Source organism: Streptomyces sp. NPDC002623 (genome assembly GCF_053592635.1).
In genome coordinates this window covers 20,989-43,414 of record NZ_JBSFWB010000022.1, presented here as the reverse complement: position 1 = coordinate 43,414, position 22,426 = coordinate 20,989, and the positions used below count along the sequence as shown (strand labels likewise).

General features: G+C 72.9%; 21 protein-coding genes. 8 read left to right on the top strand and 13 right to left on the bottom strand.

The features are described from left to right. Nucleotides 1-71 precede the first annotated feature (71 nt). The gene (locus tag ACWD4O_RS32935; protein WP_351905066.1) at nt 72-419 is read left to right on the top strand and encodes a DUF6204 family protein; all 348 of its coding nucleotides are present in this window, start codon (nt 72-74) and stop codon (nt 417-419) included. Here ACWD4O_RS32935 and ACWD4O_RS32930 read toward each other — a convergent pair. From ACWD4O_RS32930 to ACWD4O_RS32905, 6 genes are all read right to left on the bottom strand, one after another. After that, complete coding sequence (locus tag ACWD4O_RS32930) at nt 397-942, bottom strand: GNAT family N-acetyltransferase (protein ID WP_451285508.1); 546 nt, start codon at nt 940-942, stop codon at nt 397-399. The two genes, ACWD4O_RS32935 and ACWD4O_RS32930, sit on opposite strands and share 23 nt — an antisense overlap. A 26-nt stretch (nt 943-968) precedes the next feature. Then, nucleotides 969-1,220 (bottom strand): DUF1049 domain-containing protein, encoded by a 252-nt coding sequence (locus tag ACWD4O_RS32925; protein ID WP_451285506.1) that lies wholly within the window; start codon nt 1,218-1,220, stop codon nt 969-971. Between the two features lie 83 nt (nt 1,221-1,303). Next, complete coding sequence (locus tag ACWD4O_RS32920; RefSeq protein WP_451285504.1) at nt 1,304-2,227, bottom strand: S66 peptidase family protein; 924 nt, start codon at nt 2,225-2,227, stop codon at nt 1,304-1,306. Further along, complete coding sequence (locus ACWD4O_RS32915; protein ID WP_451285663.1) at nt 2,224-4,212, bottom strand: prolyl oligopeptidase family serine peptidase; 1,989 nt, start codon at nt 4,210-4,212, stop codon at nt 2,224-2,226. The genes ACWD4O_RS32920 and ACWD4O_RS32915 overlap by 4 nt, the downstream gene beginning before the upstream one ends. Nucleotides 4,213-4,311: 99 nt before the next feature. Next, nucleotides 4,312-5,616: a M20/M25/M40 family metallo-hydrolase gene (locus ACWD4O_RS32910; protein ID WP_451285502.1), complete on the bottom strand. Its 1,305-nt coding sequence runs from the start codon at nt 5,614-5,616 to the stop codon at nt 4,312-4,314. A 56-nt stretch (nt 5,617-5,672) separates the two neighbouring features. After that, a complete protein-coding gene (locus ACWD4O_RS32905; RefSeq protein ID WP_451285500.1) occupies nt 5,673-6,506 on the bottom strand; it encodes a M55 family metallopeptidase in 834 nt (277 codons plus the stop codon). A gap of 174 nt (nt 6,507-6,680) precedes the next feature. Between ACWD4O_RS32905 and ACWD4O_RS32900 the strand changes: the two genes are divergently transcribed. From ACWD4O_RS32900 to ACWD4O_RS32890, 3 genes are read left to right on the top strand one after another with little or no spacing between them, the layout of a single operon-like run. Further along, a complete protein-coding gene (locus ACWD4O_RS32900) occupies nt 6,681-8,057 on the top strand; it encodes a rhodanese-like domain-containing protein (protein WP_451285498.1) in 1,377 nt (458 codons plus the stop codon). Between the two features lie 41 nt (nt 8,058-8,098). Next, a complete protein-coding gene (locus ACWD4O_RS32895) occupies nt 8,099-8,446 on the top strand; it encodes a rhodanese-like domain-containing protein (protein ID WP_451285496.1) in 348 nt (115 codons plus the stop codon). Further along, nucleotides 8,443-9,186, top strand: a complete 744-nt coding sequence (locus ACWD4O_RS32890; protein WP_451285494.1) for a sulfite exporter TauE/SafE family protein — start codon at nt 8,443-8,445, stop codon at nt 9,184-9,186. The genes ACWD4O_RS32895 and ACWD4O_RS32890 overlap by 4 nt, the downstream gene beginning before the upstream one ends. A gap of 18 nt (nt 9,187-9,204) precedes the next feature. Here the strand turns inward: ACWD4O_RS32890 and ACWD4O_RS32885 are convergent, their stop codons facing one another. Further along, complete coding sequence (locus tag ACWD4O_RS32885) at nt 9,205-9,483, bottom strand: metal-sensitive transcriptional regulator (RefSeq protein ID WP_351905092.1); 279 nt, start codon at nt 9,481-9,483, stop codon at nt 9,205-9,207. 73 nt (nt 9,484-9,556) lie between these two features. Here ACWD4O_RS32885 and ACWD4O_RS32880 point away from each other — a divergent pair, with 73 nt between their 5' ends. Continuing rightward, nucleotides 9,557-10,147, top strand: a complete 591-nt coding sequence (locus ACWD4O_RS32880; RefSeq protein ID WP_451285493.1) for a rhodanese-like domain-containing protein — start codon at nt 9,557-9,559, stop codon at nt 10,145-10,147. Between the two features lie 33 nt (nt 10,148-10,180). Here ACWD4O_RS32880 and ACWD4O_RS32875 read toward each other — a convergent pair whose 3' ends face one another. From ACWD4O_RS32875 to ACWD4O_RS32860, 4 genes are all read right to left on the bottom strand, one after another. Continuing rightward, nucleotides 10,181-10,906 carry a methyltransferase domain-containing protein gene (locus ACWD4O_RS32875; RefSeq protein ID WP_451285491.1) on the bottom strand — a complete coding sequence of 242 codons (726 nt, stop codon included), beginning with the start codon at nt 10,904-10,906 and terminating at the stop codon, nt 10,181-10,183. Between the two features lie 171 nt (nt 10,907-11,077). After that, nucleotides 11,078-13,612 (bottom strand): SpoIIE family protein phosphatase, encoded by a 2,535-nt coding sequence (locus ACWD4O_RS32870; RefSeq protein WP_451285490.1) that lies wholly within the window; start codon nt 13,610-13,612, stop codon nt 11,078-11,080. 166 nt (nt 13,613-13,778) lie between these two features. Beyond that, nucleotides 13,779-16,190 carry an MFS transporter gene (locus ACWD4O_RS32865; protein WP_451285488.1) on the bottom strand — a complete coding sequence of 804 codons (2,412 nt, stop codon included), beginning with the start codon at nt 16,188-16,190 and terminating at the stop codon, nt 13,779-13,781. Between the two features lie 153 nt (nt 16,191-16,343). Beyond that, nucleotides 16,344-16,787, bottom strand: a complete 444-nt coding sequence (locus tag ACWD4O_RS32860) for an SRPBCC family protein (RefSeq protein WP_351905108.1) — start codon at nt 16,785-16,787, stop codon at nt 16,344-16,346. A 239-nt stretch (nt 16,788-17,026) separates the two neighbouring features. Between ACWD4O_RS32860 and ACWD4O_RS32855 the strand changes: the two genes are divergently transcribed. From ACWD4O_RS32855 to ACWD4O_RS32845, 3 genes are all read left to right on the top strand, one after another. Beyond that, on the top strand, nt 17,027-18,070 hold the full coding sequence (locus ACWD4O_RS32855; protein ID WP_451285486.1) for an Rv2578c family radical SAM protein: 1,044 nt from the start codon (nt 17,027-17,029) through the stop codon (nt 18,068-18,070). Between the two features lie 136 nt (nt 18,071-18,206). Further along, nucleotides 18,207-19,784 (top strand): alpha/beta hydrolase, encoded by a 1,578-nt coding sequence (locus ACWD4O_RS32850; protein WP_451285484.1) that lies wholly within the window; start codon nt 18,207-18,209, stop codon nt 19,782-19,784. Nucleotides 19,785-19,848: 64 nt separating this feature from the next. Beyond that, nucleotides 19,849-20,247 (top strand): RidA family protein, encoded by a 399-nt coding sequence (locus tag ACWD4O_RS32845; RefSeq protein WP_351905117.1) that lies wholly within the window; start codon nt 19,849-19,851, stop codon nt 20,245-20,247. A gap of 3 nt (nt 20,248-20,250) precedes the next feature. Here ACWD4O_RS32845 and ACWD4O_RS32840 read toward each other — a convergent pair whose 3' ends face one another. Together ACWD4O_RS32840 and ACWD4O_RS32835 are read right to left on the bottom strand one after the other, a co-directional pair. Then, on the bottom strand, nt 20,251-21,237 hold the full coding sequence (locus tag ACWD4O_RS32840; protein WP_451285481.1) for a tryptophan dimethylallyltransferase family protein: 987 nt from the start codon (nt 21,235-21,237) through the stop codon (nt 20,251-20,253). A gap of 379 nt (nt 21,238-21,616) precedes the next feature. Beyond that, entirely contained in the window at nt 21,617-22,192 is a 576-nt protein-coding gene (locus tag ACWD4O_RS32835; protein ID WP_451285480.1) for an adenylosuccinate lyase, read from the bottom strand. Nucleotides 22,193-22,426: the final 234 nt, after the last annotated feature.

Sequence of the window (22,426 nt, the reverse complement as noted above, 5' to 3'; positions counted from 1 at the left end):
CGCGGCCGTACAGTCGGGCGATCGACGGCAGGCGCGAACGGGCGCAGGCGCGCAGGGGTCAAGGAGCCACAGTGAGTGAGCAGCACACCTACCGGGTGATCGTCCGGGGCGCCTGGGACGGCCTCGCCGAGGAGGCCCGCGCCCGGCTGCTCGCCGAGGCCGCCGACCACGGCCTGACGAGCATGCGCTTCACCGAGGAGGGCACGCTGTCGTACGAGCCGTCGCCGCTGAAGCACTTCTCGATGCGCTATGTGGTGGTGTCGGACGCGGCGGACGGCGAGGAGATGGCGGGCGCGCTCGCCGAGGAGCGCGCCGAGACGACGCTGCGCGAGCTCGGTTACGGCTTCGCCGGGCTGCGGTCGACGGTCACGGACCTCGACACCATGAAGATCAACTTCAAGCCCGCGTCTCGACGGTGATCGCCCACCGCTCGTGATCCCGCCACTCCCCGTCGATGTAGATCATCTTCGGGGAGAACCCCTCCAGCCGGAAGCCGCAGGCCCGGGCGAGGGCGATCGAGGCGGCGTTGCCGGGCTGCACGTTGATCTCCAGCCGGTGCAGCCGCAGCGGCCCGAAGGCGTGGTCGACGACGAGGTCGAGCGCCTCGCGCATCAGCCCGCGCCCGGCCGCGTGCGCGAAGGCGCCGTAGCCCAGCGCACCGCACTGGAAGGCGCCCTCGACGATGTTGTTGATGTTGACGAACCCGGCGACGGCTCCGTCCTCCCGGGTGCACACGAGGAAGCCGGCCTTCGACCGGTCCTCGATCAGCCGGCCCGCGTAGGCCGTGTACGCGTCGGCGCTGGCCGGCGGGAACAGCCACGGGTGGTGCAGGTCCTTGCTCTCGCGCACGCGCGCGACGAACTCCGGTCCGTCCTCGTAGGTGAAGTGACGTATCCCCACACGGGGGCCCTCGGCGAGGTAACGGGATGCGGTGTGCGGCATCGAAACAGCCTACGACGCCGGTCACGTCACCTTCGCCGGGTTCTGGAATACGCCCAGTACGCCCCGCACAGTGCGCCGATGATCCCCGTGGCGAGCAGGGCCGTCCACAGCGGCACGGTCACCAGGGGGATCAACAGCCGGATCTCCGTTTCGTCGGTGTTCTGGAAGATGAAGATCAGACAGAGGACGGCCAGCACCAGAACGGCGATCCGGCCGGGCGTCATGGCCGGGTTCCTGCCGCCGTGCTTTCCACGGGTCTCGGAGGTCTTCGGGCTCATACCACCAGGGTGAGCCCTGGCCCGTGCGCACGCACGGTGAGACGCGACCTCCGGGTGAGCCGCACCCCCACCCGGTCGGGACGTCAGCGCAGGGCGGGCGCGTCGAGGGTGAGGGTGCCCGCGTCCGCGTCGAGTTCGGCGCGCACGCCGAACGGCACGGTCAGCGCCCCCTCGCAGTGCCCGAATCCGAGCTCCTCGACCACGGGGACGCCCAGGCCGCCGAGCCGGTCGACGAGGACCGGGCGCAGCTCCTCGTAGGGGCCACACCTGTCCCACGAGCCCAGTGCGACGCCCGCGACGCCGTCCAGCCAGCCGGTGCGCAGAAGTTGGGTGAGGCTGCGGTCGACGGCGTACGGCCACTCCCCCACGTCCTCGATCAGCAGCAGCCCGCCGCGGGCGCCGGCACGGGTGTGCGGGGTGCCGTAGCCGGTGGCGAGCAGGGTCAGACAGCCGCCCAGGGTGACGCCCCGCGCCCGGCCCGGAGCGACGGCCGTGCCGGCGGAGGCGAGCGTGCGGACCGTCTCCGGGGCGAACAGGGTGGCTCGGAGGTGTTCCTGCGCCCGGGCGCTCTTGATGAAGTCGATGCCGGCGGCCACCGGCCCGTACAGCGTGACCAGGCCCAGCCGGACGGCGAACGCCTCGTGCAGGGTGGTGCTGTCGCTGAAGCCGACGAACACCTTCGGCCCGGCCGCGCGCATCGCGTCCCAGTCGAGCAGGTCGACGACGCGCTGGGCGCCGTACCCGCCGCGGGCGCACAGCACGGCGTCGACGTCCGGATCGCACCAGGCCCGCTGGAGGTCGGCGGCACGGTCGGCGTCGGCGCCCGCGAGGTGGGGCAGCCGGTCGTCCCGGTCCAGCACATGCGCGGCGACCACCGGGTCGAGGTCCCAGCCGCGCAGCAGGTCGAGCCCGGCCTGCAGCCGCTCCTCCGCCACCGGTCCGCTGGGCGCGACGACCGCCACCCGGGCGCCTGCGGCGAGCCGCCCCGGCCGCACGAGTTCCTTCACTGCACCAGCTCCAACCTGGGGATTCCGGGCGGACGCAGCCCGAACACCTGAGCGTACAGCGACAGCTCGGCCTCCAGGGCGCGCACCGTCGTCGCGGCCTGCCGGAACCCGTGGCCCTCCCCCTCGAAGGCGAGATACGCGTGCGGCGCCGGCCGCTCCGCCAGCCGGTCCAGGAAGCGCTCGCACTGGACGGGCGGGCAGATCACGTCGTCCAGGCCCTGCAGCAGCAGGAACGGGACGGTGATCCGGTCGGCGTGCTCGACGGGCGAGCGCTCCGCGTACCGGTCGGGCACCTCGGCGAGGGGTCCGACGAGACTGTCCGGGTAGCGCGACTCGAAGTCGTGGGTCTCGCCCGTCGCCCAGCCCACCAGGTCCAGCACGGGATAGCGGATCGTGCCGCAGGCGTAGACGTCGGTGGCCGTCAGGGAGACGGCGGCGGTCCAGCCGCCCGCGCTGCCGCCGCGGATCGCCAGCCGTCCGCGGTCGGCGACGCCCTCGGCAGCGAGCGCCAGGGCGACGGCCGCGCAGTCCTCGACGTCGACCACGCCCCACTGTCCGCGCAACCGCTCCCGGTACTCCCTGCCGTACCCGGTGGACCCGCCGTAGTCGACCTCGACGACCCCGATGCCCCGCGAGGTGAAGTAGGCGATCTCCAGGTCCAGCACGAGCGGCGCCCGGTCGGTGGGCCCGCCGTGCGCCCACACGACGTACGGCGGCAGCTCGGATCCGGGGGCGACGACGCCGGGATGGTGGGGCGGGTACACGTGCGCGTGGACGTCCCGGCCGTCGGGGCCCGCGAAGGTGCGGATCCGGGGCTCGGGGTAGTGGGCCGGGTCGACCGCGTCCTCGTGCGCCGCGCCGATCGCCCGGGCCCGGCCGGTCCGGACGTCCAGCTCCACGACCTCGTAGGCGCTGCGCGGACCGGCCGCGACGGTGACGACGCGTTCGCCGTGCACCACGAGGGTGGCCGCGCACTCGGTCCACGGTCCGGCCGCGTCGACGAGTACGCCGGTCTCCGGGTCGAGGATCCCGAGGGCGCTCGCCCCCCGGCCGTGCAGGACCGCGACCAGACCGCTCTCCAACGGCGCGAACCAGCGCTGCCCGAGCTTCCACAGGGCCCCGCCGAACTCCTCGTCGCGCGGGCAGACGGCCTGATGGTCGCGGTACAGGTTCCACCAGCCGCTACGGTCGCTTGTATACAGTAGACAGTCGCCCGTCGACCGCATCCAGTCGACCTGTGCGATCGACTCCCCCGGCCCGCCGGCCACCACCCGGGCGTCGCCGAGCGCGCCCTCCTCCGTGACGTCGGCGACGACGACCTCCGTGCCCTCCCAGGGCATCAGCGGATGGTCCCAGGCCAGCCAGGCGGCCCGGCGGCCGTCGGGTGAGAGACGGGCTCCGGTGACGAACCGGCGGCTGTCGTCGGTGAGTTCGCGCACGGCCGTGCGGTCGTCGGCGGCCGAGCCGTCCAGGGGTACGGCGGCCAGGACCCGGCGCACGTCGGTGGGACCCGCCCCGGTGAACTCCTCCAGCACGCACCACACCTCGCCCCGGTCGAGCAGCAACTGCGGCTCCGCCCAGCGCAGTCCGCCGCCCACCGAGGAGACGGGAGTGAGCGGACGCGGCCCGCCCCCGGCCTCCGGCGCCGCCCCGGGCTCGTACACGTACAGCCGCTGGTCGGCGAAGTGCACGAACACCACGAGGAGCCGGCCTTCGCGGACGGCCCCGGCCCAGGGCTGTCCCCCGTACTCGACGATCCTGCTGCGGACGTTCCACGGCGCGGGCAGGACCGACTCCTGCGTGCCGTCCGCGCGTCGCCGTACGAGTGTGCGGCGGCCGTTCTCGGTGGGCCGGGGCGCGGTCCACCACACCTCGTCGCCGACGAAGCCGACGTACTCGGGGCGCCCGTCGTGGGCGGCCGCGAGACGCGCGTCGATGGGCGAGGGCCAGGATCCGTAGGGCAGGACCTGCGTGTTCTCTCCGATCCCGATCCCGATCCCGGCCCCGCTCCCGGCCCCGCTCCCGATCCCGCTCCCGGCCCCGGCCCCGGCCCCGCTCCCGGTGCCGACCTCGATCCCGCTCACCTAGGCCGTCCGCAGGAAGCGGTCGAGGACGCGGACGCCGAAGTGCAGGGCCTCCACCGGGACCCGTTCGTCGACGCCGTGGAAGAGGGCCTGGTGGTCGAAGCCCTTCGGGAGCTTCAGCGGTGCGAAGCCGTAGCCGGTGATGCCGAGCCGTGAGAACTGCTTGGCGTCGGTGCCGCCGGACATGCAGTAGGGCACCACATGCCCCTCGGGCGCGAACTCCTCGACGGCGGCGCGCATGCGGGCGTAGAGCGGCGTGTCCAGGGGTGCCTGGAGGGCGACTTCGCGGTGGAGGAACTCCCAGTCGACGTCGGGGCCGGTGAGTTGGTCGATGGTCGCGCGGAACTCCGCCTCGTGGCCCGCGAGATACCGGCCGTCGACGTGGGCGACCGCCTCCCCGGGGATCACGTTGACCTTGTAACCGGCGTCCAGCATGGTCGGGTTGGCGCTGTTGCGGACGGTCGCCTCGACGAGGGCCGCGGCCGGACCGAGCTTCTCCAGCAGGCCGTCGACGTCGCGCAGGTCGGTCTCGAGGCCGTAGAGCGCGGCGAGTTCGGTGAGGGCGGCGCGGACGGTCGGGGTGAGCCGGAGCGGCCACTCGTGCTCGCCGATGCGGGTGACGGCGGCGGCCAGCCGGGTCACCGCGTTCTCCCGGTTGACCTTGGAGCCGTGTCCGGCGCGCCCCCGAGCGGTGAGCTTCAGCCAGCCGGTGCCGCGCTCGCCCGCGGCGATGGGATACAGCTCGCGTCCGGAGCCGTCGTGGAAGGTGAACGCCCCCGATTCGCCGACGGCCTCGGTGCAGCCCTCGAACAGCCCCGGATGCCGGTCAGCGAGAAAGCCCGAACCGTCCTCGGCGCTGGCCTCCTCGTCGGCGGTGAAGGCGATGACGAGGTCGCGCCGCGGCCGGACGCCCTGCCGGGACCAGGCCTTCAGCACGGCCAGGATCATCGCGTCCATGTTCTTCATGTCGACCGCGCCGCGCCCCCACACCACGCCGTCGCGCACCTCCCCGGAGAACGGCGGCACGCTCCAGTCGGCGGCTTCGGCGGGGACGACGTCCAGGTGGCCGTGGACGAGCAGGGCGTCCGCCGACGGATCGGTGCCCTCGACCCGGGCCACGACGTTCGTACGGCCCGGGGTGCGCTCCAGCAGGGTCGGCTCGATGCCCGCCTCGGCCAGCAGCGCGGCCGCGTACTCGGCGGCGGGCCGTTCCCGGCAGTCCCCGCCGCCCCGGTTGGCGGTGTCGATGCGGATGAGATCGGAGGTGAACCGGACGACCTCGTCCCGCGCCTGCGCGTCAACCATGCCGCTCCCGCCTCCGCCGCTCGGCCGGCCGCTGCCGCCCGTCCCGTCTGCGCCGCTCAGCCATACTGCTCCTCGATCGCGGCCGAGACGATCGTGGTGACCGCCTTGAAGGTGCGGATGCCCTCGTACATCGTGCCGCTGGTGTACGCGACCTTCCGCTCGCCGATGCGGGCGACGCCGGGCACGACGGTGGCCGACATCGCGAGGTGCTCGGCGTCGAACTCCACCGCGACGGTGAACGGCCCGCCGTCCAGCGGTTCCTGACGGACCGCCAGTCGCGTCGCCTCCTTCGCCGCCGCGCGGATGTCGGCGGCAGTGCGGGCCGGCGTACGGCACACGGCCGCATACCGCGAGACATGGTCCTTGACGGCGACCTTCAGCGCCTCGGGCGCGTAGCCGAGCGCGTCCTCGCAGGCCACGTCGTCGCCGGTGACCAGGACGACGGGCACGCCGTACTCGGCGACGACCTGTGCGTTGAGCAGCCCCTCACTGGCCCGCACGTCGTTCAGCCAGACGCCGGTGACGGAGTTGGCCAGGTAGGTGTGGGCGAGGACGCCCTCCGAGCCGGCCCCCGCGTGGTAGCCGACGAACGCGATGCCGTCGACGTCGCCGTGCTGGACGCCCTCCACCATCGAGAGGGACTTGTGCCGGCCGGTGAGCATCTGCGCCCGCTCGTCGAGCTGTTCCAGGAGCAGGTTGCGCATGGTCCAGTGGGCCTCGTTGATCAGGACCTCGTCCGCCCCGCCGTCGAAGAAGCCCAGCACGGCGGCGTTGACGTCCGAGGTGAACATCGACCGGCACCGCTCCCACTGGGGCGTCCCCGGCAGCACGTCGGCGGGCCAGGTGACGCCCGTCGCGCCCTCCATGTCGGCGCTGATGACGATCTTCACGTCCGGACCCCTCCGCTGCAGACGACCAGAAATCCAGCGGATCCGAGCCTATCGGGCCGCCTCCGGCTCCCCTGGGAGCGACGCGTGAAAATACCCCTGGGGGTATCTCTGTTACGGTGGGGACCAGATACCCCCCGGGGTAATTTTCGAGTTCTCCGCGAAGGAGTGTGTGCCGTGTTCTTTGTCGACATCCTCGAGACCGAGGGACTGGGCAACCGCAGCCACCTGGCGGGCGGCGCCGAGCGGGCGGTGGTGGTGGACCCGCCGCGCGACATCGACCGCGTGATCGCCGCGGCGGCGCGGCGCGGGGTGCGGATCGTGGCCGTCGCCGAGACCCATGTGCACAACGACTACGTGACCGGCGGCCTGGAGCTCGCCCGGCTGACCGGGGCGCGCTATCTGGTGCCGGCCGGGGCCGAGGTGGCGTACGCCCGCGTGCCGGTGGCCGACGGGGACGTCGAGCCGCTCGACGAGGGCCTCGCCCTGCGCGCGGTGGCCACCCCCGGGCACACCCCGCACCACACCGCCTACGTCCTGGAGGAGGCGGGCCGGCCGGTGGCCGCCTTCACCGGCGGCTCGCTGCTGATCGGCGGCGTGGGGCGGCCCGACCTCGTCGAGCCCCGGCTGACCGAACGGCTGGCCCGGGAGCAGCACGCCTCCGCGCATCGGCTGGCGCACGACCTGGCCGACGAGGTGGCGGTGCTGCCCACGCACGGCTTCGGCAGCTTCTGCTCCTCCTCGCAAGGAGGCGGCGACCGGAGCACGATCGGCGACGAGAAGGCGTCCAACCCGGCGCTCGCCCAGGACGTGGACACGTTCGTCAAGGAGCTGCTCGCGGGGCTGGACGACGTCCCGGCGTACTACGCGCACATGGGCCCGGCCAACGCGGGCGGGCCCGCCCCGGTGGACCTGACCGCGCCCCGGCGCGCCGACGCGGGTGAGATCGCCCGGCGGCTCGCGGCCGGTGAGTGGGTGGTGGACCTGCGCAGCCGGGTGGCCTTCGCCGCCGGGCACGTGGCCGGGGCGTTCAACTTCGAGGTCGACGGGCAGCTCGCGACCTATCTGGCCTGGCTGATCCCGTGGGGCAGGCCGGTGACGCTGCTCGCGGAGAGCGCCGAGGACGTCCGGCGCGCCCAGCGCGAGCTGGCCCGGGTGGGCATCGACCGTCCGGCCGCAGCGGCCGTCGGCTCCCCGGCCGACTGGGTCGAGGAGGGGGCGCGACCGGTCTCGTTCCCGCGGGCCGTCTTCGCCGACCTGGCGGCGGCCCGCCGCCGGGGCGAGGACGTGACGGTGGTCGACGTGCGCCGCGACGGCGAGCGGGCGGGCGGCTGGATCGAGGGCAGTGTGCACATCCCGCTCCACCAACTCCCCCGGCGGCTGGCCGAGGTGCCCGCGGGCACGGTCTGGGTGCACTGCGCGGGCGGTATGCGCGCGGCCATCGCCGCGTCCCTGCTGGACGCCTCGGGCCGTGCCGTGGTGGCCGTGGACGACGGCTACGGCGCGGCGGCCGACGCCGGACTCGCCCTCGCCGGCCCCACGCCCCGCGGCTGACCGCGACCGACCGCGACCGACGAACCCGAGGACCATCCGAAATGCCCGTTTCCCGTGTCACCGCCGCCCAGGCCCACCGCATGCTCCGGGACGGTACGGCCGTCCTGGTCGACGTCCGCGACCCCGACGAGTACCGGGCCGGTCATGCGCCCGGTGCGCTGCACCTTCCGCTGCCCTGGTCGGCACGGACCACGGCGAGCCTGCCGAGCCTGGCGGCGGGACGTGATCTCGTCCTGGTCTGCCGCTCCGGCAACCGCTCGCAGCGGGCCGCCGCCCTGCTCGCCGAGCACGGCACGCAGGCGGCGGACGTGATCGGCGGCCTGCAGGACTGGGCCGCCCAGGGTCTTCCCGTCGAGGACGCCCAAGGGGCGGCCGGGACCGTCGTATGAGCGCGCTCGTCCTGGCGCTGCTGGCCGGCGGCCTGGTCGGTCTGGCGCTGGGCGCGCTGGGGGCGGGCGGCAGCATCCTGACCGTCCCGGCCCTGATCTATCTGCTCGGCTTCAGCCCGGCGGCGGCGACCACCGCGGGCCTGATCATCGTGATCGTCACCTCGCTCACCGCACTGCTGGCGCACGCGCGGGCGGGGGCGGTGCGCTGGCGGGCGGGTCTGCTGTTCGCGGCGGCCGGTCTGCCGCCCGCCGCGGCCGCGGGGGCGCTGTCCTCCCGCGTCCCGGAGCCCGTGCTGACGCTGATGTTCGCGTCACTGGCCGCCCTGGCCGCCGTGCGCATGCTGCGGCGCCGCGCCCCGCGCGGGAGCGGCACCGTCTCGGCAGCGCGGGCGGCGGGCGCCGGCGCCGGGCTGGGCGCGGTGACCGGGTTCCTCGGCGTCGGCGGTGGGTTCCTCGCCGTGCCGGCGCTGGTGAGCGTGCTGGCCGTGCCGATGAGCGCGGCGGTGGGCACGAGTCTGCTGGTCATCGTCGCCAACGCGCTGGCGGCCCTCGCGGCCCGGGCGGTCACGGCCGGCCACCTGGACTGGGCGCTGATCACACCGTTCCTCGCGACCGCCGTCCTCGGAGCCTGGGACGGCAGGCGGCTGGCCTCGAAGGTCTCCGCCGCGGCGCTGCAACGCGTCTTCGGCAGCGTGCTGCTGGCGGTCGCCCTGGGCATGGGCGTGACGGCCGTCCGATGAGCGGGCCCCGGCCCGCGCTCAGGCCAGCGACAGGAAGAGCTTCTCCAGCCGGGCCCGCATCTGCGCGGAGTCCCGCACCTGCGGATCCTCGCTGGTCATGCACTGTTCCAGCCCGGTGGCGATGATCGAGAAGCCGGCCCGGTCCAGCGCCCGGGAGACCGCGGCGAGCTGGGTGATCACGTCCTCGCAGTCGCGCCCCTCCTCGATCATCCGGATCACTCCCGCGAGCTGCCCCTGGGCGCGTCGCAGCCGGTTGAGCGCCGACTTCAGATCCTCGGCCGACATGTCGAGTTGCACACTTCCTCCTCCTATATACCCCCGCGGGTATCCTACCCGTGCGGGACAACACCCCACCGAGAGGTTCTGTTCCGTGACCGATCACCCCACCGCCCCCGCCTCGGCGACCTCCGCCCGGGCCGCGGCCGCCCGTCTCGACGCGTACACGGTCGTCGACGTGCGCACCCCCGGCGAGTACGCCGGCGGCCGTCTGCCCGGCGCGCACAACGTGCCCCTGGACCGGCTCGGCGAGGCCTCGAACGCCCTGCGCGCCGCCGCCGCGCGCGGGCCGCTGCTGATCGTGTGCGCGTCCGGCGCCCGGTCCGCGAAGGGCTGCGCCCAGCTCGCGGACCTCGGCGTGGCGGCGGTCACGCTGGAGGGCGGCACCGCCGGTTGGGCGGCGGCCGGGCACCCGGTCGAGCGCCCGGCGGGCGGACGCGCGCCCTGGCCGATGGACCGCCAGGTGCGGCTCGCCGCCGGCTCGCTCGTGGTCGCCGGTTTCGCCGGGGGCCTGGCCGTGCCGGGCGCGCACTGGCTGTCCGCTCTGGTCGGCGCGGGCCTGGTCTTCTCGGCGGTGACCAACACCTGTGGCATGGCGGCCCTGTTGTCCCGGCTCCCGCACAACCGGCCGCCCGAGGACGCCACTTCGTTCGAGGAGACGCTGCGCCGGTTGAGCCGCGACTGAGGTGCGACCGAGCCGCGACCGAGGTGCGGGCCCTCACTCGGCCCGGGCGGCCACGAGCCACTTCGACGGCAGCTCGATCCGGGTGCCGTCAGGGGTGAACTCGGTGGTGGTGAGGGGCAGTTCGCCGGAGGCCAGGACGGTGAGCCCGGCGGTCCGCAGATACTCGGGCACGGCGTCGTCGGCGACCTCCCCGGGGGCGATCCCGTGCCGGAAGATCGGCGCGAGCTTGGGCGGCGGACCGGCCGGGCTCTGCGCCAGCGCGCCGAGGACCGGACGGGCGGCCTCCGACAGTTCGACGACGAAGGCCCGGCCGCGTTCCCCGACCAGTGCGGCGATCCCGTCCACCAGCGGCTGCCGGTCGGCGGGCTCGCACTGGTGCAGGACGCCCCGCATGTACACGTTGGCGTCGCCGAGTTCGGCGTGCAGGGTCTCGGCGGCGCCCTTCTCGGCCGCGTCCAGCAGCCGGTACGTCGCCTGTCCGGCGGGGTCGGCGCGCCGGGCGTGGTCGAGGGCCGCGGCGGCCAGGTCGGCGCCGATCACATGCGGGAAGCGGTCGGCCAGATACCGGGTCTGGGTGCCGTTGCCGCAGCCGAGGTCCACCAGCGGCAGCCCGGGGTCGGTGAGACGGGGTTCGAACAGGGCGAGGTGGAGCGCTGCGGTGAGCCTCGGATCCGCGTCCCAGAACACTGCGCCGGGTTCCTCCGGGGCCTCGCTCCAGAAGCCCTCCCACGCCGCCCGGTATCTACTCGCCACGCTCATGCCCAACTCCCCAGGATGCAAGGCCGATCCGCCGTAAGTGACGGGCGAGTACGGTCTATCGCTCCCTGGTTTCCGCTACAAGCGCGGCGCACGTTCCTTCACGCCGCGTTCGCGATCCGCACCCGGCCGTGCGCGCGATCGACCGAGCTCAGCGAAGCACAGGCACGGGCCCTAGCCGCGACGACGCGGCAGGGTCAGCTCGAACCACACGGTCTTCCCCGCGCCGGTACGGCTGGTGCCCCACTCGCGGGCCAGTGTGCTCACCACGCGCAGGCCCCGTCCGCACTCGTCGCCCGCGCCGGCGCTCAGCAGGGTCGGCAGCTCGTGGTCGTCGTCCTCCACCTCGCACAGCAGGGTCTCGCCGCGCACCAGGCGCAGCGCCACGGGGCGCCGGTGGGAGTGCCGGACCGCGTTGGTGACGAGTTCGCTCACCATGAGAGCGACGGCGTCGGCCGACTTGGCGAGCCCCCAGTCGTGGAGCTGTTCGCGGACCGCCGCGCGGGCCCGGCCGACCTCGACCGGGTCGAGGGGGAACCGCCATTCGGCGACGTCCTCCGGCTCGATGCCGTTGAGCCGGGTCATGAGCAGGGCCACGTCGTCCTTGCGGCCGCCGCGGGCCGCTTCCGAGAACGTCGCGGCGAGGGCGCGGATGATGGTGTCGCAGGCGTCGTCCATGGAGGCGGACGGATGCGCCGCGGACTCGCACAGGGTCGCCAGCCCCACCCCGATGTCCTCGCCGCGCACCTCCACCAGTCCGTCGGTGCACATCACCAGCCGGTCGCCCGGCTCCACGCGCACGCGTACCGCCTCGAAGGGCACGCCGCCGACGCCGATGGGGGCGCCGGTGGGCAGGTCGAGGAGTTCACTGCGGCCGTCGGCGGCCCGCACCAACACGGGTGGGATATGGCCCGCGTTGGCGATGTGCAGCTCGCCCTCGATCGGGTCGTAGACCGCGTACAGACAGGTCGCGAGGTAGTTGTCGCCCAGGCGTTGCGCCAAGTCGTCCAGGTTGCGCAGGAGTTGGGCGGGCGGCAGGTCGAGGGCGGCCATGGTCTGCACGGCCGTGCGCAACTGGCCCATCATGGCGGCCGAGTTGAGGCCGTGGCCCATGACGTCGCCGACGACGAGCGCGGTGCGGGCGCCGGGCAGCTTCACCGAGTCGAACCAGTCGCCGCCGACCCGCCCCAACAGCGTGCCCGGCAGATAGCGGGTGGCGATGTCGCAGCCCGCCATGCGCGGCGGGATGTGCGGCAGCATGCTGTCCTGGAGGGTCTCGGCGACGCTCTCCTGGTGGGTGTACATGCGCGCGTTGTCGAGCACGAGGCCCGCGCGGGCGGCGAGTTCGGCGCCGGTGACCCGGTCCATGTCGTTGAAGACGGCGCGCTCCGGGTGGCGCAGCAGGACCATGAACCCGAGGACGACATTGCGCGCCTTCAGCGGGACGACGAGCATGGAGCGGCCGTTGATGAGGGGCCGGATGTCGCGCTTCTCGAACTGCGAGGCGATGGCGTGCCCCATCTGCTCGCTGATGCGCGGCACGAGGACGGGATCGCCGGTGGTCATGCACTGGAAGAACGGGGTGTGCGCGGGGAACGGCATGGCCTCGCCGACGGGTACGACGTCCTCCCAGCGGCCGGGTTCGTCGGTGTGCTCGACGGCGACCCGGTGCCACATGGTGGTCGTGTCCGGCACGCCGTCGGGGAAGCCCTCGCCGGCGATGACCTGTTCGCGCAGATAGGTGCCGGCGACGTCGGTGAAGCGCGGGACGACGGCTCTGGAGACCTCGAGGATGGTGCGGGAGAGGTCGAGGGAGGTGCCGATCTTGCCGCTGACCTCGTTGAGGAACTCCAGCCGTTCGCGGACGGCGACGTACTCGAGGTCCTCGCCGTCGTCGTCCACGAACTCCTGCGGTACGGGCAGCCCCTCGGCGGCGGCGCGGGCGGCCCGCTCACGGCGTGCTCTGCGCTCGACGCGTCGGGCGACGCCCCAGTCGGGGGTCACGGGCACCCGGTCGTTCTGGCTGAACTCCAGGACGGGGTAGCCGAGTTCGAGGACCTGGGCGACGATGCGGGCGCTTTCGCCGACGCTCATGCTGGGCAGGATCTCGGGCAGTCGGCGGGCGAGTTCCTCGGCGCCGGGGAAGTCGGTGTGCAGCGCGAAGGCGGGCGCGATGCGTTCGACGGCCAGCGGGTCGTCGGGAGCGTCCTGGTGGAGTGCCGCCGCGTCCGCGGCCAGCACCAGCAGCTGTTCGGCGCCGGGCCCGACCAGCGGGTAGGCCCACCACAGCACGTCGACACGGTCACGGTCGTTCCCCGGCCCTGCGGGCGGGGGTGCCGCCGTCTTGCCTCGCTCGGGCACGGTCAGCCGGGCCCGTCCGGCGGCCGGGTAGCCGAGGCCGCGGTCCAGGGAGGAGTCCAGCCCGGGCCCGAGGCCGTCGTAGGCGGCGTACTCCCCGTAGGGCAGGTCGTCGTCGGGCTCGGGGAGCGCGCCGGAGACGGGGAGCAGGTCGATCGCGGGCCGACCGATCGCCTCTTCCTTGACGACGCCGAAGAGTCTGCGGGCGCCGGTGCTCCAGTGGGAGACGAGTCCCTCGCGGTCCACCACGACCACGGCCAGGGGAACGCGTCCGGCGTCGGCAGGCCAGTCGGCCGCCTCGTGTTCGGCTCCGCGGCGGGGAGGTGCGTCCCTCTCGGTGCCACGGTCCATGGCCCAGGCCCTCTCTCCCCAGAGCTGTGCAAGATCTGTCCCGCCAGCCACCACCGTACGGCGCACGCCCGTCGGCATGTGCGGCAATGCTGGAATTGGTTTCAGCCGGTTGCGCCGGGGTACGCCGCACGTCCCGCAGCCGGCTCGCCGCCCCTGTGCGACAGGGTCAGTCCGCGTGGCCGAGTTGCAGATCGCGTTCCGTGCGGCCGCCGCCCGCCACGTGCAGGACGGTGGCGACCGGCGGGTAGCCGGAGGCGATGACGGTGTACTCGCCCGAGGACAGGTCGACGAAGCGGAACGTGCCGTCGCCTGCGGTGGTGAGGGTGTCCACGACGTTGCCCGCCGCGTCGAGCAGGGTCACACGCGCGTCCTCGACGGACCGCCCGCCGATGGCCCGGACGGTGCCGCGCAGCAGGGCGCCGCCGGCGAGCTCGACGTCCTGGCGGGTCTCCCGCAAGGCCTGGACGCTGACCGGCAGGGCGGCCGGGCGGAAGGCGGCCGCGCTGGCGGCGAGCGTGTACTCGCCGGCGACGAGCTCGGTGATGACGTAGCCGCCCTCGCGTCCGCTGCGGGTGCTGGCGACGACCTCGCCGTGGACGTCGGTGAGGGTGACCGTGGCCTCGCGCACCGGGGCGCCGTCCGCGCCTCGCACGCTCCCGGCGAGCCGGCCGGCGCCGCCGAGGACGATGTCCAGCTCGACGGGGCGTTCGCCGACGGTGACGGAGACGGCCTGCGGCTGGTGGCCGCCGGCGGCGGCGATCAGGACGTACGCCCCGGCGCCGGTCGTGGACAGCGCGTACCGGCCGTCGTCGCCGCTGGCGCCCCGGCCGATCTGCTGTCCGCCGACGTCGATGAGCGTGAGCGCCGCGCGGGCCACGACGGACCCGTCGGGGTGCTGCACCGTGCCGCGGACCGGGATGTCGGCGTAGGGGGAACGGGCTTCCAGGACCGGTGTGTTCACGGGCGCGGGCTCGATCTCGGCGATCTCGGCGATCTCGGCGATTTCGGCGGCGTTGTGGGACACCAGCGGTTTCTCCTTGAGGAAGAAGGCGATGAGCACGCCGAGCACGAGCACCGGCACGAGGTAGAGGAAGATCCTCGGCATGGCGTCGGCGTAGGCCTGGACGTAGGCGTCCCGCAGCGCCGGGGGCAGTTCGTGGACGAGCTGCGGGGTGAGCGACTCGGGGTCGGGGAGCCCGGCCCCCGCGCGCGCGGGCAGGCTCTCGCGCAGGGCGTCGGCGAGCCGGTCGGCGAAGAGGGTGCCGAAGACCGCCGCGCCGACGCTGCCGCCGATCTGCCGGAAGTAGGTGTTGGCGCTGGTGGCGGTGCCGAGGTCGGCAGGGCGCACGGAGTTCTGCACGGCGAGCACGAGAACGGGCATCACCAGTCCGATGCCGGCGCCGAGGACGGCCATCCAGAGGCTGTACTGCAGCCGGGGCGTGTCGGTCTCCAGCCGGGACAGCAGCCACATGCCGAGGGCGGCGAGGGCGCTGCCGAGGACGGGGTAGATCCGGTAGCGGCCGGTCTGGCTGATGAGCTGTCCGGAGAGGACCGAGGCGCCGACGATGCCGCCCGTCATGGGCAGCATCAGCAGCCCGGACTCGGTGGCGGTGGCTCCGTCGACCATCTGCAGGAAGGTCGGCAGATAGCCGGCGGCGCCGAACAGCGCGACGCCGATCACCAGGCCCACCAGCGCGGTGACGTTGAAGACGGAGTCCCTGAACAGACGCAGCGGGATGAGGGGTTCTGCGGCGACGCCCTCGACGACGAGGAAGAGGACGGTCGCGGCGGCCGCCCCCGTACCGAGGCCGACGACGACGCCGGAGTCCCAGGCGTACTCGGTGCCGCCCCAACTGGTCAGCAGCACCAGGCAGGTGGAGGCGACGGCGAGCAACAGGGCGCCGAGGACGTCGAACCGGGGCCTGCCCTGCGGCTTCGGCAGCTTCAGCACGACGGTGACGACGGCGAGGGTGACCAGGCCGAAGGGGACGTTGAAGTAGAAGCACCAGCGCCAGGAGAGGTGATCGGTGAAGTAGCCGCCGAGCAGGGGTCCGGCGACCGAGGCGAGGCCGAACGCGGCGCCGATGAGGCCCATGAACCGGCCGCGCTGCCGGGGCGGCACGATGTCCGCGATGATCGCCTGCACACCGATCAGGAGTCCGCCCGCGCCGACGCCCTGGACGGCGCGGAAGGCGATCAGCTGGTCCATGGTCCGGGCCCGGCCCGCGAGCGCGGAGCCGATGACGAAGACGACGATCGCGAACTGGAAGACGCCCTTGCGGCCGAGGAGATCGCCGAGCTTGCCGTAGACGGGCAGTCCGACGGTGGCGGTGAGCAGATAGGCGGTGATCGCCCAGGACATCCTGTCGAGGCCGTGCAGTTCGCCGACGATCTTCGGCAGGGCGGTGGCGATGATCATCTGCTCCAGCGCGGCGAGGAGCAGCGCGAGCATGAGGGCGAGGAAGACCAGCCGCACCCGGCGTCCGCCCGGTCCCGTGTCCGTGGTCGGCGCCGGTGGCGGGTCCTCGGCAGGAGGCGCCGTGACCGGCTCGTCCTGTACCAGAGTGGTCCCGCCCATGTGCCGCTCCCCTCGTCGCACCTGCCACACAATTCCCGCGTAAAGCGACAACTACGAGCAAGCGCGACGAGTTACGGCGCCATCCCGGTCACAAGGGAGATCCACTCGAACCGGTGACGGGGATCAACGCACGGGGAGCACACGGGTGTTGATCTACTTCTCGACCTCGGTGGCGAGGTTGGCGAGGATCGCGTCGTAGATCCGGCCGAGGCCCTTGGGGGCGAAGGTCTTCTCGAAGAAGCCGCCGATGCCGCCGGCGCCGGTCCAGGTGGTGGTGACGACGACCCGGGAGCTGCCCTCACCGGCCGGGGTGACGCGCCAGGTGGTCACCATCGAGGAGTTGCGGTCCTTCTCGACGAGCTCGCCGTCGGTCGGCTCGGCGACCTCCAGGAGGCAGTCGCGCACACGCTTGCTGGTGGCCTGGAGCTTCCAGTGGACGAGGGTGCCCTCGCCGTCGCCGCCCTCGCGCACCTCGTACTCGCTGAACTGCTCGGGCAGCAGATTCGCGCGCGTGCCGCTGTAGTCGGCGATGGTGTCGAACACCTTCTCCGGGTCCGCAGCGACGACCCGCTCGGTGGTGGCCTCGACCTGCGCCATGGGGTTCCTCCAGGTCCGTGTTGCTCAGGGTTGCTCAAGTGCGGGGCAAGCCAACCACCCCGGTCCACGGCCGCCCAAATCGGGGTCGCACAAGCGATCGCCCGGCGATCGAAAAAGGCTGCCGAATCGACTGCCGCACCGACGCCGCATCGACTCCTGAATCGACCGCCGAAGGATCCGTCGCACGATCATGGGAACACATGTTCTATTGTGGGTGCAGTGCTACCGAGGGAGGCGCCATGCGCTGGGACAACCTCACGGACCGGCCCCGCCACGACCGGCCGGCCGACGCCGCGCTGTTCGGCGCGGACGCGGTCACGACCAGGACGTTCGACACGCCCGAGTTCGCCGGCATCACGTTCCACGAGATCCGGGCCCGCTCGATCCTCAACCGGGTGCCGGGCGCCTCCCGGATGCCGTTCGAGTGGACGGTGAACCCCTACCGGGGCTGCACGCACGCGTGCGTGTACTGCTTCGCCCGTAAGACGCACAGCTATCTCGACCTCGACACCGGGACCGGCTTCGACAGCCAGATCGTCGTCAAGGTGAACGCGCCGGAGCTGCTGCGCCGGCAGCTGGCCTCGCCCCGCTGGCACGGGGAGCACATCGCGATGGGCACGAACGTGGACTGCTACCAGCGGGCGGAGGGCCGCTACCGGCTGATGCCGGGCATCCTGACCGCCCTGCGCGACCACGCGAACCCCTTCTCGATCCTGACGAAGGGCACCCTGATCCTGCGCGACCTCGATCTGCTGCGGCAGTCCGCCGAGCGGGCCGACATCGGCGTGTCGGTCTCCGTCGGATTCACCGACACCGAACTCTGGCGCACCGTGGAGCCCGGCACCCCGGCCCCGCAGCGCCGCCTGGAGGCGGTGCGGACCCTCACCGACCACGGCATCGACTGCGGGGTGCTGATGGCGCCGGTGATCCCGTTCCTCGGCGACGATCCGGCCCAACTGCGCGCCACCGTGCGGGCGATCGCGGCCGCGGGCGCCACCTCCGTCACCCCGCTCGCGCTGCATCTGCGGCCCGGCGCCCGCGAGTGGTTCATGGCCTGGCTCGGGCAGCACCACCCCTACCTGGTACGCCGGTACGAACGCCTGTACGCCGACGGTGCCTACGCCCCGAAGTGGTACCAGCGCCGGATCACCCGCCAGGTCCACGAGCTCGCCGAGGAGTACGGCATCGGCCCCACGCGCGCGGGGATGCCTCGCCGGATCCCGCAGCCCGAGCCGGTCGAGGAGCCCACGGAGGCGGGGCCGACCCAACTCACGCTGCTCTGAGCGCGTTCGAGCGCATCCGACGACCCGAACGGGTCAACTCATGCAATAACAGGTTCTTCCGGACGATCTTTCCGGGACGATGCGGCCAGGACCGTGATCTGCGCGGTCCGGCCACCTCCGTCCTGGGAGGACTCCCATGAACCAACGCGCAGCCGTGCTGTGCGCCGCCGCCGTCGTCGTGGCCGGGACGGTCACGGCCGTGCCCGCCGGCGCGAGCCCGTCGCACGCCGCGGAGCCCACCCGCGCGGCGAAGCTCGCCTGGAAGGGCTGCGGCACCACCGCCCAGCCGACGCTCCAGTGCACGTCCCTGAAGGTGCCGCTCGACCACACACAGCCGGACGGGAAGCAGATCACCGTGGCGCTGTCCCGCGTCCCGCACACCGCGAAGACGTACCAGGGACCGCTGCTGGTCAACCCCGGCGGCCCCGGCGGGCGGGGGCTGAGCCTCGCCTCGTTCGTCGCCTCGGCGCTGCCGAAGGCGGTGTCGACGCAGTACGACGTCATCGGCTTCGACCCGCGCGGGGTGGGCAGAAGCACGCCCGCGCTGGACTGCAGGCCCGGCCACTTCGGCCCGGTCCGCCCGGACTCCGTGCCGAGCACCGCGGCGATCGAGCGGGCCAACCTGGAGCGCGCCCGGTCCTTCGCCGCGGCCTGCGGCAAGAAGTACGCGGACGTCCTGCCGTACATCGACACGCTCAGCGCGGTACGGGACATGGACGCGATCCGCGCCGCGGTCGGCGCGCCGCGGCTGAACTACTTCGGCTACTCGTACGGCACCTACCTGGGCGCGGTGTACGCCAAGCTCTACCCGCAGCGGGTGCGGCGGCTGGTCCTGGACTCGATCGTCGACCCCACCGGCGTCTGGTACGAGGACAACCTCGCGCAGGACCTCGCCTTCAACGACCGCCACCGCGCCCTGATGGCGTGGATCGCCCGGTACGACAAGACGTACAAGCTCGGCGCCGACCCGGAGAAGGTCGAGACCGAGTGGTACGCGATGCGGGCGGCCCTCGGCAGGAAGCCGGCCGGCGGCAAGGTCGGCGCCTCGGAGCTGGAGGACACCTTCCTGCCCGGCGGCTACTACAACGGCTACTGGCCCCACCTCGCCGAGGCGTTCTCGGCGTATGTGAACGACAAGGACGCCGACCCGTTGGTCGAGGCGTACGAGAACTTCGCCGCCGTCGACGCGGCGGGGGACAACGGCTACAGCATCTACACCTCGGTGCAGTGCCGTGACGCGTCCTGGCCGCGCGACTGGGACGAGTGGCGTTCGGACAACTGGTCGGTGTACGCCAAGGCGCCGTTCATGACCTGGAACAACGCCTGGTACAACGCGCCGTGCGCGTTCTGGCCGACCAGGCCGCTGGGGCCGGTGAACCTCGCCGACGTCGAGCTGCCGCCGGCCCTGCTGTTCCAGGCCACCGAAGACGCGGCCACCCCGTACGAGGGCGGCGCCACGGTCCACGCGCTGCTGCGCGGGTCCAGCCTCGTGGTCGAGGACGGCGGCCAGAACCACGGCATCACGCTGAGCGGGAACACCTGCCTGGACAAGCACCTGGCGACCTACCTGGCGAACGGCACGGTGCCGCGCGGTGCGGGCGAGGTCGACGCGGTGTGCAAGGCGCAGCCCGACCCGAAGCCGCTGGGCTCGAAGGTCGCCGCGCGCACGGCCCACGGTTCGGCGCTGCACGGGTTGCTGGGCTTCCGTGGCTGAGCGCTGAACCGTCGGCCGCCGACCCCTCGGGGGCGTTGTCAGACCCATGGTCCACCATGGACCCATGAGCGAACTGACCAGGATTCCCGCCCCCGACGGGGTCGCCGCCGCGGCCCAGTACGCCCATGTCGTCATGGGCGCCGGCCGGTTCGTGGCCGTCGCCGGTCAGCTTCCGCTCGACGAGCACCGCGCACTGGTCGGCGAGGGCGATCCGCAGGCACAGGCCCGCCAGGTCTTCGAGAACCTGAGGCGGTGCCTGGCCGCAGCCGGGGCGACGTTCGACGACGTCGTCAAACTCACCTATTTCGTCACGGACATGGCCCATATGCCGGCGATCCGCGCGGCCCGGGCCGCTCACATACCCGACGACCGCCTCCCCGCCGCCTCGGCCGTCCAGGTGGCGGCGCTGGTCCGCCCGGAGTTCCTGATGGAGATCGAGGCGTTCGCGGTCGTGGGGGACTGAACCTCAGATCGCGGGTTCGGCGTACGTGTTGAACCGCAGGTAGAGACCGATGTCCGCGGGCAGGTCCGGGGAGATCGTCCGGTAGCTGCACAGTTCCTGCAGTTGCCCGGCGCCCTCCGGCAGGTCCGCCGTCAACTGCTCCAGGATCTCGGCGTGCGGGCGCGGGTCGATCCCCTCCAGCTCCATGAGCCGGGCGATGCGTTCGGCCGCCTCCGCGTCGCCGTGGGTGTTGTCCGGCAGTCGCAGATAGACGTTGGCCTCCTCGGGGCCGGACACGCCCTCGCGAAACGCCAGGCAGGTCATCGGCTCGTTGCTCACGACGCCGCTGTCCCGCCCGTAGACGACGGCGCGCGCTCGGGCCGCCCGGGCCGGGTCGTAGCGGTGCGCCAGGTCCGCCACGGTGTCCAGCTCCGCCATCGGCATCGGTCTGTGCCGGAAGTAGACCTTCACCCGGGAGGTGTCTCCGCCGTCCAGATCGAGGGCCATGAGCTCCAGCTCATGTCCCCGACGGGCGAATTCCTCGGCGCGCCGCGCGACCGGCTCCCAGGCCGCCGCCAGGCCCAGCCGGTGCATGGCCTGCGCCATGACCTCGTACGCGCGGTCCAGTCCGTGCACCTGCGGGTTGAGGTAGACCTTGTAGTGCGGCCGCTCCCCCGGCCGCCAGGCCAAGGAGTGCCAGAGGGTGGCGCGGTAGCGATCGGGGGCGGACGTGATGAACAGGTCCTCGATGCCGAGGTACCGCGTGATGTCCGTCCCGGGTCTCGTGGCGAGTCGTCGCGTCAGCTCCCGGCCGGCCTCCTGGCAGCCGAGCGGGGTGCCGTCGGAGCCGAGCGATTCGAACAGGATGCGGACCTCGGGCCGGCCGCCCTTCCAGCTGACGGAGAGTTCGGCGGGGAAGCCGTCGGCCGAGACGAAGGAAGGCGGTTCGCACCGCGTTCCGACGGGGCGCTCGGCCCACGGGTGGAGCACTTCCCGCAGCTCCTGAAGCACGCTCTTCGTCTCCCACGGGTCTATCCCCAAGCCCCGGCAGACTGCCGACCACTTGTCCTCCAGGAACTCCCCGAATGTTTTTGCCGGGTCTTGAGACGGTCTCAGGACTGGTATCTCGTCGGGCAGTTGTGTGCTGGTCACGGCCTATCACCCTCCACAGCCGGACGGGTCCGGCTCGTCCGCGGTCACTTCGGCAGCAGCCCGACGGGCGCGCCGAGCCATTGCAGTTCGGCCGGAAGGCGATCTTCCCCTCGCGAAGGTATTCGAATCTCGAACTAATTGGCGATAAATGCCGAGCTTCCGAATATCGGGAAAGCGAACTGCGCGCAGCGGACAGGGAGTTGGACAGCGCACCGGAACCTGACGGTCCGGCAGCGGCTCAGCGCTGCCGGGGGATGCGCGCCAGCGCGTGCACGGCCGCCTCCGCGAGCACCGGATGGGCGAGGGCGTCGTTCAGCACCGGGCGGGCCCGGCCGTCCCCCAGCACGCCGAGCCCCTCCACACAGGCCAGGGCGACCCGCCGGTGCGGGTCGTGCGGCCGCAGCCGGCGGCGCAGCGTCGTGATCAGCGCGGGCACCGACTCGGGCGCGCGCAGCTCCACCAGCAGCCGGACGGGGTGCAGGGCGTAGGCGACGCGCAGTTCATTGGTGGCCAGGGCGGCCGCGGCGCGGGCGGTGCGGGGGTCCCCGAGCCGGGCCAGCGCGTGGGCGGCGGAGGCGCAGCGCGGCGGATCGCGGTGGTTGAGCAGCAGGACGAGCGCCTCGAAGGCACGCCGGTCCCCGGCGAGCCCCAGTCGGAACGCGGCCAGCTCCCGGGCCCACAGCGGCTGCCCCGACTCGATGAGCACGTCCGCCAGTTCGTCGTGGTCCGCGGTGTCCGTCAGCCGCTCATAGGCGGCCGTCGCGCCGGACTCGCGCCGTAAGCGCTCCGTGAGTGATCGCAACTCTTCGTCCATACGCCGAGCCTAGGACCTGTCCTGGACGCTGGGCGCAGGCAGGCCGAATACGTCACAGTCGTGGGGGCTGGCGCGCTCGTTACCCACCGGTTAAGCTCATACGAGCGAGTTACCCACTCGCTTCACCTCCTCGTGGCGGCCTGGTGACGCAGTCGCCGCGAGAAGTCGGTTCGGTACTTGGTACCGCTGTACGACCCGGCCACGGGACAGGGCCGGTCGGATCTCCCGTTCGCC